The sequence below is a fragment of the Caballeronia sp. LZ065 genome, assembly GCF_031450975.1.
Taxonomy (GTDB): domain Bacteria; phylum Pseudomonadota; class Gammaproteobacteria; order Burkholderiales; family Burkholderiaceae; genus Caballeronia.
The window spans coordinates 1,165,416-1,180,864 of record NZ_JARUXV010000001.1 but is presented as its reverse complement, the minus strand read 5'-3'; the positions used below and the strand labels follow the sequence as shown (position 1 = coordinate 1,180,864).

The following is a 15,449-nucleotide window of genomic DNA, read 5'->3' as shown; positions in this document are numbered from 1 at the left end:
AACATGCGCATTATGGGTGGAAATGGCGTCGCTCGTTTCGATTCCGCTAGAAGTCCAGCGGTGTCAGTCGTGGCAGTCGTTTCAGTCATAGGTGAAGGTCACGGTCGCGGTGACGCCGACCGTCCCCGCCGACATCCCACCGAGCCGGTAGTACTGCGCGACCAGCGGGATGATCATCGTGCCGGTCGGCCCGCTGGTGCCCAGCGGTACGGCGTCGCCATTGATTGGAATGGGCGTGCCGGTGGTCGCGCCCGGCCCGCTTGCCAGCAGCAGTTGCACGCCGACCCGCGCGGCGCTGCCGTTGAGGTTCTTGAGCACGGTGGGAAGCGTATCGGTCGTGCCGCTCACGGACATCGTCAACGACGTTTCCGGCTGACAGCCGGACAGCTCGATGACGAACGCCTTCGCGCCGCTCGTGGCGCCGGTGAAGTCCGCGACCGGCACGGTAGCCAGCGTGACGACCTGCGGCAGCGTTGCAGGGTTCGGGAAGCAGGACGACGCCAGAATCGAGCCGTAGAAGCTGAAGGTGGCCTGCGAGCTGGCGAGCGCCGCGGGGGCGCCCAGCATCATCGAAACGGCTGTCATGAGCCGGATGCCGCGCATTCGGTACGCTCCGTCGAGAGGTCGAGAGAGTGGCGGGCGCGAGCCCGTCATTGATAGAGCACGGTCATGGTCATGATCGTGCTCGCGTTGCCCGGCGTGACCGGGCCTGTCCGGTAGAAACGCGCGGTCAGCGGTACTTGATAGTTGCCGCCGGAGAAACTGCTGTAGCCGGCCAGGGTCTGCCGGGTGTCGAACGGCACGACCTGGCCCGTGCGGTTGTCAAGCAACTGCACACCCACGCCGCCCGCCGAGCCCGCCGCCGGCTGCAATGCGGCGACGTTGTTCGCCGCCTCGCCAAATTGCGGCGAGATCGTGTACGTGACGGAGTGAATCGAACCGGTCAGCGTGCCCGGGTCGTCGGTGCCGCCGGGACAGTTGAGAAATTGCACGTTCAACATCCCCTTGCCCGGCAGCGGCGGCGACAGCGAGCCGACCGCCGGAAAATCCGAGACCATGAACGTGCCGACGTCGACGCTCTGGTCCGGCGTCGTGCAGGTCATCGGGAGGACCATGCTGAGGACCGTCGAGATCGGAAGCGTCGGCGAAAGTGCAGTGTTCACGTAGGGCTGAAGGGTCATGATCTGCTCGCCGCCCACCTGCCCGCCTGTCTGCAAGCGGCCGGTCTTCACGAGTGCGATGGACGTCCGTGCGCCGACTGTCTTCGTGCCCGTCTGGCCGGCGAGCAACGGACTCGACGCGTCGGAATACGCTGGACCGCCCTTGCGCGTGCCTTGCCATGGGGTCGTCGAGCCGTCCGCGGATTCGAACTGCATGGCGATGGCGATCCCGATGCCCTGCGTGGCGGTGGCCAGCACGGGAATGCTCGCGCCGTTGTATGGGACCTCGACACCCGTGCGCGTCGTTGCGTCACCGTTCAGATTCATGATGACCCCGACCGTGTCGTTCTGCGTCTTGCAGGCAAACTCCACGAGGCCGCTCGTCACCCATTGGGTCAAAAGCGCGCCGGGCGGCAGGTCGGACGCCACCGAAAGGCTTGCGGGCAGCGTGAGCGTCTGCGGGGCCGAGCACGTGTAGCAGGTCGCGGAGGGATCGGGGTTGCACGCGGCCGCTTCCCGTGCCAGCCCCGCCGCCGTCAGTGCGATGAGCCGCAACCATGCGGCCGGTCTGAGGTTGAAGCGCTTTGTGTTCGTGTCCATCTTCCTGATCTCTTTGCCCGGCTTGCCCTGTTGGATGTGCAAACCTCATCGGCAACTCGCTTCCGCAAACGCCGCGATCGCCCGGCTCCGTGCCTTCGAAGCAGCCGGCCATTCGACACGCATCCGGCACCGTCCCCCGGCGCCTTCACCCCACTTCACTGTCCATTCGTCCCCGCCCGTTCTGCCGTAGACCAGCGCGCGGCTGCCCTGTCCCACCGTGCCCACGACGTCGCCCTGGGGGTTCAGCACTTCCGCGCCGAACGGCACCGGCTGGCCGTCCGGGCGCCTGATGCGCACGAGCATCACGGGTCCGCGATCTTCCGTGTCGAACTGCACGCGCACGACCGAGCCGGCGGTCGGGGCAAAGCGCTGTTCCGTGGTCTTCAGGCGCAGGCCGATCGGCAAGCCCTTCATGTCGATGCCGACCTGATTGAGCGCGTAAGGCTGCAAGCCCGCGATCAGCGCGTGGCCGTGCCTGTCGATGCGCACGCCCGGCGCACTCGATACATTCGCGCCCGCGGCGGCGTCGGCCTCGATCACGGCGAAGGTGTCGCCGCTCTGCGGCGACACGACGACGCCGCCGCCGTACGCGACGATCGAACCCGACAGCCCGCCGCCCACCTGGGTGTAGCCGTTGGCGCGGCCGGCATTCAGCTGCATCTGCGCGGCCGACGACAGAAAGCCGAGATTCGCGTTGACGCTGTCGTCCGTTTGCGCGCCGCGCCACTGCCGCCCCGTCGTGACGCCATAGTTCAGGCGATGATTCGCACCGGCCGCGCCAGTGAACGACGACTGGAGCTGGCTGCTGCCGTCGCGGGAATCGCGCGTGAAGCTGGTCACCGAGTTCGCGTGGCGCGCGCCGAGACTCAGCGGCACAGAGAGACTCATCATGAAGCGCGTGCCCCAGCGAGCCGTGCTCGAATCGAGTTCCCGCGACACCGAGACGTTCACGCCCACGCGACGGATCGACGTGTTGTAGCCGGCCTGGAACGAGGTATCGCGGCTGGACCGGTTCCAGTAGATCTGGGTGGAACCGGACAGATACATCGAGCCGTAATCGCGCAGGCTCTGATTCACGGTCAGCAGGAGCCGTCCCTTCTGCCTGCCCGTCAGCGCGGACACATTGCCCGCCGTTGCGGCATCGCGAAGGGTCATCGCGTCCGCGAAGCTGAGGAAGCCTTGCGTCGAATAGCGATAGGCGGCAAGCGTGACATCGGTTCGCAGCGGCGCGAAGCTGCGCGAGTAGGACACGCGCAGGCTCTGGCCACCGCGTGACGGCACATTCGGCAGGGACGTGTTCGCCTGGGTCACGTCGAAGCCGAACGCGCCGACCGGCGTGTCGAGCGCCACGCCCGCCGCCACCGCACCGTAGCCGGACGAGACGATAGTCCCGCCGTAGAGCGTCATGAAACGATTGAGGCCGTGCTGGACATTGCCCTGCAACACGAACGGCGTGTTGCTGCCCGTGGCGTTGCGGTACTGGCCCGCGGCGACGCTGTAGCGCCACCGTCCTTCGCGCAGCGCGTTGACGGGCGCGGCGTAGGGCAGCAGCGACGTGTGCCGGCTGCCGTCCGCTTCGGTCACCGTGACTTGCAGGTCGCCACCGTAACCCGTCGCATAGAGATCGTCGATCTCGAACGGACCCGGCGCCACCGTGGTCTCGTAGATCAGGTTGCCACGCTGCGTGACCTGCACCCGGGCGTTCGTGTTGGCGATGCCGCGAACGGTCGGCGCATAGCCGCGCTGCGATTCGGGGACCATACGGTCATCGGTGCCGATCTGCACGCCGCGCAAGCCGAACGAATCGAAAACCGAGCCGTCCGTGTAGGTGTCGCCCAGCGTGAACTGGCTCTTCAGCCGCGCAATGGAGCGCTGCGCGTTGCTCTGGATGCTCTGGCCGCGCACGCCCGCGTTCGTCGCCCCGGTGAGGTTGCCGCCATACCGGAAGCGCCACGGACCCAGGTTCACGCCGGCATTCACGCCGAGATAGCCTTGCGTGTTCGACACGCCGTTGCCGTTCGCGCGATAGACATTGCCGCTGTACTGCACGAGCGCCGCCGGGACGCCGTCGTCCCAGAACTTCGGATCAATCCAGCCGCGCGCGGTGCGGTTCATCGAGGCCTGCGGAACGCTGACGTCGAGGCGCTGTTCGCCCATGTCGAACACGGCGCTCGCGCCGGGTATCAGCTCTGGCAGCAGCGCGGCCTTCGCGGTGTCGAGCCTCGCGCGCGCGGCATCGCCCAGCTTCGTGAAATCCACGCCGATACGCGTCAGCAGCGCGCGGTCGAACAGCGGCTGCGCGGCCGTGCCAGGGCCGTTCACCTCGCGCAGGGTGATATCGGTCGTGCCGATCCAGGTCTGGTTCACGTACAGGTCGGCGTGATAAGTGCCCGCCGCGACGAGATTGCCGCGATCGAAACGGCTGATATCGAGTTGCGCCGCCGCGCTGCCGCTCAGAAACCGTGCGTTGAAGCGCACCGTCGCGGACTCCGGCGCAGCGGGTTCCCGCGACGCGAGCGCGCGGGCCTCACCGGTCGGCGCAGCCGCGTCCGGCCGCGCATTCGCAGGCGGGAGCGCCGCGCTGTCCGCCCTGGCATGCGCGGCGACGACCGCCAGCAACACCGCGACGCCAGCCGGGCTCAGCGACAGGACATCGCGGTTGGACGCGCGCGGCCTCGAGCAGCGATTCTTCTTCATGGATGCCCGGCGAACAGGCGAAAGCGCCCCCTGCCGGCGCAGGGACGCGCCGGCATCGAGGTGCGAGGGTTGATCAATCCGATTGCGGTAATGCGAAGACAGGCGCGGCGGCGGACGGGAGATCATCCGGTCACGCCGGGCGCGTGTTACTTGAATTTGAGCGACGCTTCGTGCTTCACCGGCGCGCCGTAGTCATCGAGCGTGGTGAAGGACACTGTGCCGCTTTGGGCGGGCGTGGCCGACAGCGGCAGCGAGACTGCGCCGCCCGGTGCGACCATGTCGCCGGCATCGAACCGGGCGACCGGCTCGCTCCCGCCAACGCGGGCCGAAATGATCGTGACGTAGTAGCTCGACGGATTCGACACCCGCAGCGCAGACTTGCCGCCTTCGGTGACGATGCGCCATACGAGCGTGCCCGGCGCATCGTCGACCCGGCCGGCCACGCCAGCCGGACGGAAGAAGAACTTGAGCCGGGTGCGGAAAGCCAGCTGCACGTAGTTAGGGCCCGTCATGGCTTCGGCCGGACTGGGCGGCACGTCGAGCAGGTTGAACCACAGCAGGCTCTCGCGATCCGGGGGCATCGGCTCGCCGGTGTAGACGATACGGACCGTCTGCGCCTTGCCCGGGTCGAGGCGCGCGAGCGCCGGCGTCAGCATGAAGGGCAGATTGAGCAGGCTCGGGTCGACTTTCGGATCACCCTCGTCGAGCCACACCTGGGCAAGCGCCGGCGACTTGCCGACATTCGACAGCCTGAGCGTCACTTCCTGTTCTGCTGCCGGATAGATCACCCGCGTACCCGCGATGACGACCGACGCGCAGGCCGGCACCGCCGCCAGCGCCAGCGCCACCGCCACCGCCAGCCACAGCGCGACGAGCAGGCCGACGAACGGCGCCGTAAGCGCTCGCGCGGCCGCGGGCTCGGGGCCTCGTCGTCGGAATCTCATCTGACTGTCTCCGTGGCGCCGGGCTCGGGCCGGTCACTGATACGACATCGAGTACGTCACGACCGTGCTCACCGTGCCGGCCGTCGCGCCGCCCGTGGGCGTGGTGTACTGCGCCGCGTACCGCAGCGTGGCCCGGCCGCCCGCGATCGCGACGTCCTGGGCGTTCTGCGCGCCATCCGTCTTGCTCACATCGATGACCTTCAAGCCGTTGTTCACGTCGACCAGCTGGACTTCGACGTTGCTTGCCGTCCCGGTGTTCTTGAGATTGCCGTTGGGCAGCGTGTTGGCGCCGCTCTCCCAGAAGGCATGCACGTTGCCTGTGTCCGGCGTGCAATTGGTCAAGGCGAGATTGAACGGCGTGTTGCCGCCGGAACGCCCGGCTTCGGCGAAGTCCGACGCCGCGATGGTCGGCAGCGTGACGGTGAAGTCACCGGTTCCGCCATTGCCGCTGACCTGGCAGGTGCTGGCCGTGAGCTGGCCGTTGATCGTCAACGTACCGCCGGAAGCATGCGCCGCGCCGCAGGCAGCGCCAGCCAGCAGGGCAACGAGTGCGAGCACGTTCTTCTTCATTTTCTTGTCCTGATTGATCGTGACCAATCGATCGCCCGCGCTGCGCGAAGGGATCGTCGTTGAACATGAATTCCATCTGAAAGCGTTGTCAGGAATTTGCAGGACTTTATAAGAACGTTCTTCAGATGAAGTTAGGACGATTCTTAATCGCGAACGTCGCTCTCGCGCGGCGCTCAGCCAGCGAAATAGTGCGCACGGCGCGTGCGCCATCGTTTCGCAATGCGACGACAGTCGGCTGATCGAGGGAATGAAAACGACGCGAGAAAACGCTGATCGCTGCCATGCCGCGGCGCGGGTGCAGGAAAGGCGGAGGGGTACCGCTGAACGAGCGGAAGAAGAAAGACGCGGACCACATTGTCCAGAACGCGCCGGAAAACCGTGGTCCCCCCGGCAGGAATCGAACCTGCATCTAGCGCTTAGGAGGCACTCGTTCTATCCATTGAACTACGGGGAGATGAAGGATGTGCTGCGAGGACGACAGCACCGTATGACATGTCTGTCTTCCTGCTGCGTCCGATCCACCCGCGCCACGGCTTCTCTGCTTCTTCCTAAACGAAGCGCCGTTGAGCACGAGGCTCCTGATGCGACCCGTCCCGGTGCACTTTGGAGCGGCCAGAGTATATCAAACGCCGTGACGTCGGAAAGCGCAGCGTCACCTTCGGCAGATGGCCTGCGACCCGGTAAACGTCAGAAAGAAATGCCGATCTCTCCACGATCCGTCATGAAATGTTGTAAAAACGAAACGTTTCTCATTTGAATATGAAGTGAACGCTTCATAAAAATGTCACAAAATGTAAGATCCAGGTCCACAAAAAACACACCAGACACTGGATATGACGGAGCAAGGGAAAGACCACGCGAAACGTCGTGGCATCGGGCGGGCGCACATGCTTGCAGCCATGTTGGCGTGCATCGCGCTCAGCGCTTGCGGCGGCGGTTCCGGGGGCAATGCGCAGGACGGCGCCGGCGTGACGGGCAATGCGTCGAAGGTGAATCCGACGCCGGCTTCGGACGACGCGGCAGACTCGACCACGCCCGACACGCCCGACACGCCCACGGAGCCGGCTTCGTCGGCCAGCAACGATGTACCGGCATCGGAGACATCGCAGGATTCCGATCCCGCGTCGAGCGTCGCAACGCTCCCCATGATTTCCATCGTCACAGACGCGGGCGCGGCCATCGTCGACAAGGAAAACTATATCGGCGCGAATCTGACCATCACGAACATCGATGGCACACAGGCTTACGCAGGACACACCGGGATCAAGGGCCGCGGCAATTCGACCTGGAACATGCCGAAGAGGCCGTATCGGCTGAAGCTCGACAGCAAATCGAAGATGCTCGGCATGCCTTCGGACAAGAACTGGGTGCTGCTCGCGGACTACGCCGACAAGACCCTTCTGCGTAACCGAACCGCGCTGGAACTAAGCCAGCGGCTCGGGATGGCCTGGACGCCGCGCATCGTGCCGGTCGAAGTCACGTTGAATGGCGAATACGAAGGGGTCTATGACCTGGTGGAATCGGTACGGATCGACAAGAACCGGGTGAACATCACTCAGATCGACGACACGACCACGACCGACCCCGCGCTCGGCGGCTATCTGCTCGAGATCAACGCGCGCATGGACGAGGGCTTCTGCTGGTACACGACACAAGGCGTGCCGTTCTGCCTGGACGACCCCGATCCCAGCCTGCCGACGCAGCAGGCCTATATCCGGAGCTACATCCAGTCGGCCGAAGACGCGCTCTTCTCGGATCATGCGCTCGATCCGGCGACCGGCTACGAGGCGTTCATCGACATGGACAGCTTCATCAACTGGTATCTGATCGAAGAACTGACGAAGAACGTCGATACCCCCGTCGGGCTGAGCGTTTATCTGTACAAGAACGCCAACGGCAAACTCAGCTTCGGACCGGTCTGGGATTTTGACCTCGCGCTCGGCAATGACGACTACACGGATGCGACACGGCCCGAAGGCTTCTGGGTAGCAAGCGCGACGTGGGTCGCCCGGATGAAACAGATCGACCCGAGCTTCGAGACCCGGGTGCGGGCGCGCTGGCAGGCCATCAAGGCCACCCAGATCGACACGCTCCCGTCATTCATCGACAACAGCGCGTTCGCCCTGGATGCGGCGCAGAAACGCAACTTCGACCGCTGGCCCATTCTCGGCATCTACATCTGGCCCGATCCGATCATCTCGGGTTCGTACTCCGCCGAGGTCGATTACATGCGCAACTGGCTGACGACCCGCATCGCCTGGATGGATCAGAACCTCTAGCGCCTGGCATCAGCCCCGCCGAGGCGTCGAAACCTTCGACGCCTCAAATCAGATAAATAAGGGTATTCACGTATCAAGATCCGCCGGGTGCCGCCGCCATCGCGTTAATGGACCCCATTTCCGATTCGAAGCCGCAGGGCGCGTTTTCGGCGTTGCTGGCAGACCAAGACCTGACGCACCTCGAAAAGGTGTTGCGGCGCTCGTTGTCGTGCGATCTCGGCGGTCCATTGCTGCCACCCGCGTACTGGCGCGAGCGGCTTGCATCGATCACGCGGCAGTCGCACCTCTCCCATACCCAGATTCAGACCGTGCATCGGCTGTATCTGCATATCGACGCCTTCGAGGCCCACGTTCGCAAGCTTGAAAGCCAACGCGAACGCGAGCGCGCCGCCGAAGCCGATGCTTCCGCGCTTGCCGCTCTTGCCGCCGGCGTCAAGCCGCGCAGCGCCTGAACACCCTTTGCGGATCCCCGCCTAGCCCGGTTTGCGCGCCCGCTGCTGCGCGTGCGCCGCGAGCCGCACCGCGGCGTTGGCCGCGCCATACCCATCGTAGCCGCCGCGCCGCTCGATCACTTCCAGGAAGAAGCGCTGGTCGAGTTGCTCCGTATAGGCGTGAAAGAACTCACCGCCACGCTCGTCGCGATCGTAGAGAATGTTGTGCTCGTGCATCGTCTCGATCTGCTCATCAGGCAAGCCGAAGCGCGCGACCAGATCGTCGTAGTAGTTGCGCGGAATGCGCAGGAACTTGACGCCGTCCGCCTCCAGACGGGGGATGGCATCGAAGATGTCGGGCGTGCTGAACGCCACGTGATTCAGGCCCGAGCCGCGATACGCCGACAGCGATTCCGACACCGCCGTATAGCGGTCCACCGACGCATTCAACGCGATGCGCACCGAGCCGTCGCGGCTGCGCACGGCCCGGCTGCGCACCAGGCCGTATGGGTCGGGCACGAGCACGGCCGCTTCCGTCTCGAAGCCGAACGCGCTGCGGAAGAACAGCACCCAGGTGTCGAGCGCATCGGCGGGCAGCGACAGGCACACGTGATCGATACGCGACAAGGGCCCCACTTCGTACGGTCCGTCGATGTCGGTGAGCACGAAGTCCGACTCCCAGAGCGTCGGGCCGCCGGGCGCTTCGTCGACGAAATAGTCGAGGCTGCCATCGGGCGACTGCACGCCGGGCACATGCCGTTCGTTCGGCCCGATACGCCCCGAAAACGGCTTCGATCCATAGGCGGCGGCGCGTTCGAACGCGAGCCGGGCATCGTCGACATGAAACGCCGACGCGCACAGCGACAGGCCATGCTGCTGGAAGAACGCACTGGCGAACGAGTCGGCCTCGGCGTTGAGCACGATCGAGCCCGCGCCATGCCGGTACAGCTGCACGTCCTTCGAACGATGCTGGCCCGCAAGCCTGAAACCCAGTCTGCCGAGCCATTGTGCGAGGTGCTCGCGCGTGGCCTGATCGACGGCGAATTCCAGAAACTGGAAGCCGATGTGCGCCGGCGGCGCAGGGGGATCGAACAGTTCCGGCGGCGCCTTGTCGCCCATCAGCGCGCGCGTCTGTTCCTCGAGAAAGCGCAGCGAACGATAGCCATCCGCCGCCGTGATCGCAGTGGGCGCGGCGCGGAAGCCATCGTTGAAAATCTCCAGCGACAACGGACCCGTGTAGCCCGCCTCCAGCACGCGCGCCGTGAAGCCCGCGACATCGAATGCGCCCTGCCCCGGGAAACAGCGATAGTGGCGGCTCCATTCGAGCACATCCATGGCGAGGACGGGCGCATCGGCGATCTGCACAAACGCGATGCGTTCGCCGGGAATCGACGCGATCTCGTCCACTGAATCGCCAATCGACAGCGTATGGAACGTGTCGAGCGCGAGGCCGAGGCTCGGGACGTTCACGGCATCGACGAGCCGCCACGCGTGCTTGTACGAATTCACATGCCGGCCCCACGCCAGCGCCTCATACGCGACGACCACGCCCGCTTCTTCCGCCAGACGCGCGAGCACGCCAAGCTGATCGACGATGAGTGCATCGTCGCGAATCATGTCGGGCGACACGTTGGAACACGCCAGCATGCGATCCGTGCCGAGCTCGTGCATCAGCTCGAACTTGCGTTTCGCGCGCTCGGCATTGCGCGCGAGACGCTCCGCGCTCACGCCTTCGAAATCGCGGAAAGGCTGGAACAGATAGATGACGAGGCCCAGGTCTTCACACAGGCGGCGCACGTCGGCGGGCGTGCCGTCGAAGTACAGAAGATCGTTCTCGAAGATCTCGACGCCGTCGAAACCGGCTGCCTTGATGGCCTGCAGTTTCTCGGCGAGCGTGCCGCTGATGGAAACCGTCGCGATGGATGTCCGGATTGAACGCAGCATCGCTGCCTCCTGGTTGCATTCGGTTGCATTCGGTGGGATGCGGCATGGACGGGGCGCGTCTCGTGCCAGTGTAGGCCGTTATGGGCCGCTCGCGCCGGAGATGAACGAGCACGGCGCGCAATCCATGTCAGTCTGCGGCAGCATAGCAAACTAACTAGACCGTACAAATACGTGAAAACACCGAACGACAGGGTTCATGAGGCAGTTCACACTGCGCCGTACTCGATTTCGCACTGCAGCATCGAACCCTCGCGCAGTGCCCCACTTAGCCGGAGCGCATGCATGACTCAGAAGACTTCGTATCTCATCGGCCTGATCGGCTCGGGCATCGGCGGCTCGCTCACGCCCGCGATGCACGAACAGGAAGGCCGCACGATCGGCCTCAACTACGTGTACCGGCGCATCGATCTGCAAGCGCTGCAACTCGAACCCGACGCCCTTCCGGACTTGCTCGTCGCGGCCGAGCGCATGGGCTATGACGGCCTGAACATTACGTATCCGTGCAAGCAAGCGGTGATCCCCCTGCTCGACGAACTCCATCCCGACGCCCGCGCGCTGGGCGCGGTCAATACAGTGGTGCTGAAGGACGGCAGGCGCATGGGTTACAACACGGACGGATCGGGCTTCGCGCGCGCGTTCCAGCGCGGCTTGCCGGGCGTGCCGCTCGAACGCGTCGTGCAGCTCGGCGCGGGCGGCGCGGGCGCAGCCGTCGCGCACGCGGCCCTGTCGATGGGTGCGCGCGCGCTCACGCTGTTCGACTCCGATGCCACGCGCGCCGCGTCGCTCGCCACCGATCTCGGCGCACGTTTTCCAGACCGCACGGTGACGAGCGGCGGCGATCTGCGCGAAACGCTGGCCGCTGCGAGCGGCCTCATCCACGCGACGCCCACCGGCATGGCCAAGCTGCCCGGCCTGCCGTTGCCGGCCGACTATCTGCACAAGGAACTGTGGGTCGCGGAGATCGTGTACTTCCCGCTCGAAACCGAGCTGTTAAAGGCGGCGCGCGCGCTCGGCTGCCGCACGGTCAGCGGCGGCGGCATGGCGGTGTGCCAGGCGGTCGATGCGCTGCGCATCTTCACTGGCCGCGAGCCGGATGCCGAACGCATGTTCGCGCATTTCCAGAGCCTGCTGGAAAGCTGAACGTTCATCCGGTATCACGCAAAAACGGCGGCCTCGAAAGAGAGCCGCCGTCTGGCGCTTCAGCGTTACAGCGCGTGGCGCTCAGTCGTCACGCTGCATGAAACACAGCACGGCATCGACGATCATCTCGCGATGCCGTGCCCGCGATCGCGCGCCCGACGGATCGCGGCCGAATGCGGCGCTCCAGGTGTGGCGATTGCCTACGCGATGGAAGCAGAACGAGCTGATCATCAGATGCAGGTCGATGGGATCGACATCGCTACGGAATTTGCCTGCCGCCACCCCGCGCGCGATCAGATCCTCGATGGTTTTCACGACGCTCGAGTTGCGCGCCTTGAAGGTCTTCGACTGCTCGATGTACTTGGCCGAGTGAATGTTCTCGATGGTCACGAGCCGCACGAAGTCGCGATGCTTGTCGTGATAGTCGAAAGTGAAGCCGACGAATTCCCGCAGCGCTTCCTCCGGCTCCATCTCCGCGAGCTGCAGTTCCTGCTCGAGCGCCCGGATGTCGCCGTAGACCTGCTCCAGCACCGCTTCATACAGCCCTTCCTTGCTGCCGAAGTAGTAGTACAGCATGCGCTTGGTGGTATTGGTGCGCTCCGCGATGGCGTCCACGCGCGCGCCGGTCAGGCCCATCGCCGAGAACTCCTGCGTGGCGATGTCGAGAATGTTCCGCTTGGTCTCCTCCGGGTCGTACTTGCGCCGTCCTTCTGCTGTAGTCGACGAGGGCGCAGTACTGGCGGCCTTGCTTCCTTTTATCATTTTTCTGTCTGAGAACGGCATGGAAAATCGATTCTAGCATGGGCTATATAGGCATCCTTGCCTTACGCGCCAATCCATTCCGGGCGCTTCGCCTATAATTTTCTTCCCCGCATGCAATCAAGAAAATCATTACGCATGAAGCACTCGAAACCGCTGGCAGCGCGCGCGCTGACCGCATGCAGCCTCGCTTGTGGCTTGATGGCAAGCACAGGCCTGTTCGCCCAGACCGCCCTTCCGCCGGGTCATCCCGATGCCAAGCAACTGATGGCCGCGGAAGGCGTCATGACCAGCGCGAGCCTCGCGCGCGGCGCCGCCGACGTCTGTCATATCGACGCCACGAAGATCGCGCGCTTCAAGGACGTGGTTCACACGAGCTACCCCGACGCGCCCGACTTCGACGGCGAATGGAAACTCGGGCTGGCCCAGGCGCAGGCCACCGTCGACCGCTTCGCGCGGCTCAAGGCGAGTCAGCCTGCCGAGTACAAGAAAGAGATGGGTGAGGCATGTCCGGCGCTCGCGCGCGGCATCGACGAAGTCACGGCCCAGCCGCCGCAGTGAGCCGCGGGCCGGCGTTCAGTCGTCCTTGCGCTGGCTCTCTTCGTAGTGCGCGCGCTTTTCCGTGTACATGACGGCATCCGCACGCTGCAGCATGCCCTCGAGCCGTTCGCCGTCCTGGGCCGTGGCGGCGCCCATCGCGAACGATAGCGGCATGCCCGAATAGAACTGATTGTTCACTTCGAGCAACTGCCGGATGCTGTCGATCACCGCCTCACCGCCGCGTTCGTCGGTGCCGGGCAGCAGCACCATGAATTCGTCGCCGCCGATGCGCGCCGCCTGAAACGGCTTCTCCACCGCCTTGCCGAGCACCTCGCCCGCGCGCCGCAGCAGCGCATCGCCGGCGGCGTGACCGAGCTGATCGTTCACTGCCTTCAGGCCGTTGACGTCGATCGCGATGGCGGTCACCGGGAACGGTCCCTTGCGTTCGAGCCGGTTGATTTCATCGACATAGAATGAGCGGTTCTTGAGCTTCGTCAGCACGTCATGCTTGCCGAGGAATTCGAGGTAGGCCTCGGCCTTCTTGCGCGCGGTAATGTCCGTCAACGCGACGAGCACCAGGTCCCAGCGCGCCTCGTGCCCCGGAAACACCGAGAATTGCAGATGCACATGCACCTCGTTGCCTTCCAGCGAATAGTTGACCACCTCGCGCTGATGGAAGAGCTTGTGCTCCCACAGTTCGACCAACTGCTCCTGGAAGTGCGCATGCATGTCGTCGCGGAACACCTCGGGCAAGCGCGACAGCAAGGTCGCCTTGTCGGGTGCGGCGAACATGCGCAGCGTGTGCTGGTTCACGTCGAGGACGTGGATCTCCTGCATGCAGCGCTCGACGAACTCCGGATGCACATTCGTGAAAGTGCGGAAATCGACGATGCCGCGCTCGCGCACGTCGTCCAGCAACGCCTTCACCGAACTGAAATCCTCCACCCACAGCGACACCGGCGAATGCTCGAACAAACCGCGCGCATAGTGTTCGCTGGCGGCGGCGGTGCGCCGCATCGCTTCAAGTTCGGTGATGTCCTCGATCGTCACGAGCACGCGGCTCCACGTGTCCTCATGTCCCGGCAGGACGACCGCCTTGAGCAGCACGTCGAGACGCTTGCCGTCGAGCGTGTAGTTGACCGTCTGGCTCACGAAACGCGCCTTGCCTGACCAGAGCTGCTCCAGTTCGTCGACGTGCGTCTTGAGCATGTCGTCGCGAAACACGCGGTCGAGGTTCTGCACCAGATGATCGGTGTCCTTCGCCTGGAACAGGGACAAGGTGCGCTGATTGACCTTCACCACCCGGATGCGCGACGAGCATTCCGCCACGCGCTGGGGTTCGTCGGCGAGAAACGCGCGCAGGTCCGTGACGCCCGCCGTCCGCCAGCGCTCGAACTGATCGCGCACCGCGCTGAAGTCCTCGAGCCAGAGCGAAACCGGGGCGAGGTCGAACATGTCGGCATCGTCCTCTGCCACGCTCGCCGGCGTGAATTGACCGGCAGCGCGGCGCGGGTCGTTTGGCATGGTGGTCCTTTCGGCTTGCGCCGGCTCTCGGTCATGGCTGATGCATCCGGGATGGCTCCCGAATCATCTCATTATTGTAGCGCGCCATATTTTGCGCGAGCCCGGGCCGCCGCCAAGGCTGGCGCCGGGTATCGGGGGCAGATGCTACACTCGATTCACAGGCCAGGTCCCCGGACGTCGCGCTGCTGCACTGGGCCCGGGCACGTTTGCTGCACGTCCGGCAGATCCACGGCACGTCGCTTTGTGCGCGCGCCACTCGGCACGACACATGGCACGACACACGGCGCGATGCCGCGTTCATCGACACGCAAACACCAGGAGGCATGACTCTCATGGCTGACTTTCGCATCTGGTCGGATGAATTTCCGGCGAATGGCTTCATGACGCGCTCCCACGAATTCGATCAGCAAGCCTTCGGCGGCGCGGGCGAGAATGTTTCCCCGGCGCTGCAGTGGGACGCGCCGCCCGCCGAGACGCGAAGTCTCGCGCTCACTGTCTACGATCCGGATGCGCCAACCGGCAGCGGCTTCTGGCACTGGATCGTCGTCAACATTCCGCCCGACGCCCGCTCCCTGCCGCGCAACGCCGGCAAGGCCGACGGCAGCCTGCTGCCCGCCGGCGCGCTGCACTTGCGCAACGACTACGGCACCGTGGGCTTCGGCGGGGCGGCGCCGCCGCGCGGCGACAAGCCGCATCGCTACATTTTCCGCATCCACGCGCTGTCCGCGGAGAGCCTGCCGCTCGACCTCAACTCGACCAACGCCGTGGCGCGTTTCATGACGCACCTGAACGAAATCGATTCGGCGACCTACACCGGTCTGTACGAACTGAAGTAGGCATGACCAGGGCGCGGGCTTAGAG

General features: G+C 65.0%; 14 protein-coding genes and 1 tRNA gene. 5 read left to right on the top strand and 10 right to left on the bottom strand.

Annotation, left to right across the window (positions count from 1 at the left end; translation table 11 throughout):
- Positions 1-81 precede the first annotated feature (81 nt).
- The 7 genes from QCE63_RS05565 to QCE63_RS05535 all read right to left on the bottom strand — a co-directional run bounded on the left by QCE63_RS05565 (position 82) and on the right by QCE63_RS05535 (position 6,425).
- Complete coding sequence (locus tag QCE63_RS05565; RefSeq protein ID WP_309831311.1) at positions 82-585, bottom strand: fimbrial protein; 504 nt, start codon at positions 583-585, stop codon at positions 82-84.
- Positions 586-650: 65 nt separating this feature from the next.
- Entirely contained in the window at positions 651-1,760 is a 1,110-nt protein-coding gene (locus QCE63_RS05560) for a fimbrial protein (RefSeq protein ID WP_309831310.1), read from the bottom strand.
- Between the two features lie 45 nt (positions 1,761-1,805).
- A complete protein-coding gene (locus QCE63_RS05555; protein ID WP_309831308.1) occupies positions 1,806-4,457 on the bottom strand; it encodes a fimbria/pilus outer membrane usher protein in 2,652 nt (883 codons plus the stop codon).
- 146 nt (positions 4,458-4,603) lie between these two features.
- A complete protein-coding gene (locus tag QCE63_RS05550; RefSeq protein WP_309831306.1) occupies positions 4,604-5,401 on the bottom strand; it encodes a fimbria/pilus periplasmic chaperone in 798 nt (265 codons plus the stop codon).
- Positions 5,402-5,434: 33 nt separating this feature from the next.
- Positions 5,435-5,971, bottom strand: coding sequence for a fimbrial protein (locus QCE63_RS05545; protein WP_309831303.1), 537 nt, complete (start codon positions 5,969-5,971; stop codon positions 5,435-5,437).
- Between the two features lie 121 nt (positions 5,972-6,092).
- Positions 6,093-6,254, bottom strand: coding sequence for a hypothetical protein (locus QCE63_RS05540; RefSeq protein ID WP_309831302.1), 162 nt, complete (start codon positions 6,252-6,254; stop codon positions 6,093-6,095).
- A gap of 96 nt (positions 6,255-6,350) precedes the next feature.
- Positions 6,351-6,425 (bottom strand) — tRNA-Arg (locus QCE63_RS05535).
- A gap of 433 nt (positions 6,426-6,858) precedes the next feature.
- Between QCE63_RS05535 and QCE63_RS05530 the strand changes: the two genes are divergently transcribed.
- Together QCE63_RS05530 and QCE63_RS05525 are read left to right on the top strand one after the other, a co-directional pair.
- Entirely contained in the window at positions 6,859-8,250 is a 1,392-nt protein-coding gene (locus QCE63_RS05530) for a CotH kinase family protein (RefSeq protein WP_309831300.1), read from the top strand.
- A gap of 107 nt (positions 8,251-8,357) precedes the next feature.
- Positions 8,358-8,702, top strand: a complete 345-nt coding sequence (locus QCE63_RS05525) for a hypothetical protein (RefSeq protein WP_309831298.1) — start codon at positions 8,358-8,360, stop codon at positions 8,700-8,702.
- 21 nt (positions 8,703-8,723) lie between these two features.
- Here the strand turns inward: QCE63_RS05525 and QCE63_RS05520 are convergent, their stop codons facing one another.
- Positions 8,724-10,613: a TIM barrel protein gene (locus QCE63_RS05520; RefSeq protein ID WP_309833695.1), complete on the bottom strand. Its 1,890-nt coding sequence runs from the start codon at positions 10,611-10,613 to the stop codon at positions 8,724-8,726.
- Positions 10,614-10,907: 294 nt separating this feature from the next.
- Between QCE63_RS05520 and QCE63_RS05515 the strand changes: the two genes are divergently transcribed.
- On the top strand, positions 10,908-11,765 hold the full coding sequence (locus tag QCE63_RS05515; protein ID WP_309831297.1) for a shikimate dehydrogenase: 858 nt from the start codon (positions 10,908-10,910) through the stop codon (positions 11,763-11,765).
- 81 nt (positions 11,766-11,846) lie between these two features.
- Here the strand turns inward: QCE63_RS05515 and QCE63_RS05510 are convergent, their stop codons facing one another.
- Positions 11,847-12,527, bottom strand: coding sequence for a TetR/AcrR family transcriptional regulator (locus QCE63_RS05510; protein ID WP_309831294.1), 681 nt, complete (start codon positions 12,525-12,527; stop codon positions 11,847-11,849).
- 135 nt (positions 12,528-12,662) lie between these two features.
- Here QCE63_RS05510 and QCE63_RS05505 point away from each other — a divergent pair, with 135 nt between their 5' ends.
- The gene (locus tag QCE63_RS05505; RefSeq protein WP_309831292.1) at positions 12,663-13,085 is read left to right on the top strand and encodes a hypothetical protein; all 423 of its coding nucleotides are present in this window, start codon (positions 12,663-12,665) and stop codon (positions 13,083-13,085) included.
- A 15-nt stretch (positions 13,086-13,100) separates the two neighbouring features.
- Here QCE63_RS05505 and QCE63_RS05500 read toward each other — a convergent pair whose 3' ends face one another.
- Positions 13,101-14,588 carry a sensor domain-containing diguanylate cyclase gene (locus QCE63_RS05500; protein WP_309831290.1) on the bottom strand — a complete coding sequence of 496 codons (1,488 nt, stop codon included), beginning with the start codon at positions 14,586-14,588 and terminating at the stop codon, positions 13,101-13,103.
- A gap of 332 nt (positions 14,589-14,920) precedes the next feature.
- Here QCE63_RS05500 and QCE63_RS05495 point away from each other — a divergent pair, with 332 nt between their 5' ends.
- Positions 14,921-15,424, top strand: a complete 504-nt coding sequence (locus tag QCE63_RS05495; protein WP_309831288.1) for a YbhB/YbcL family Raf kinase inhibitor-like protein — start codon at positions 14,921-14,923, stop codon at positions 15,422-15,424.
- The last annotated feature ends 25 nt before the right edge of the window (positions 15,425-15,449 follow it).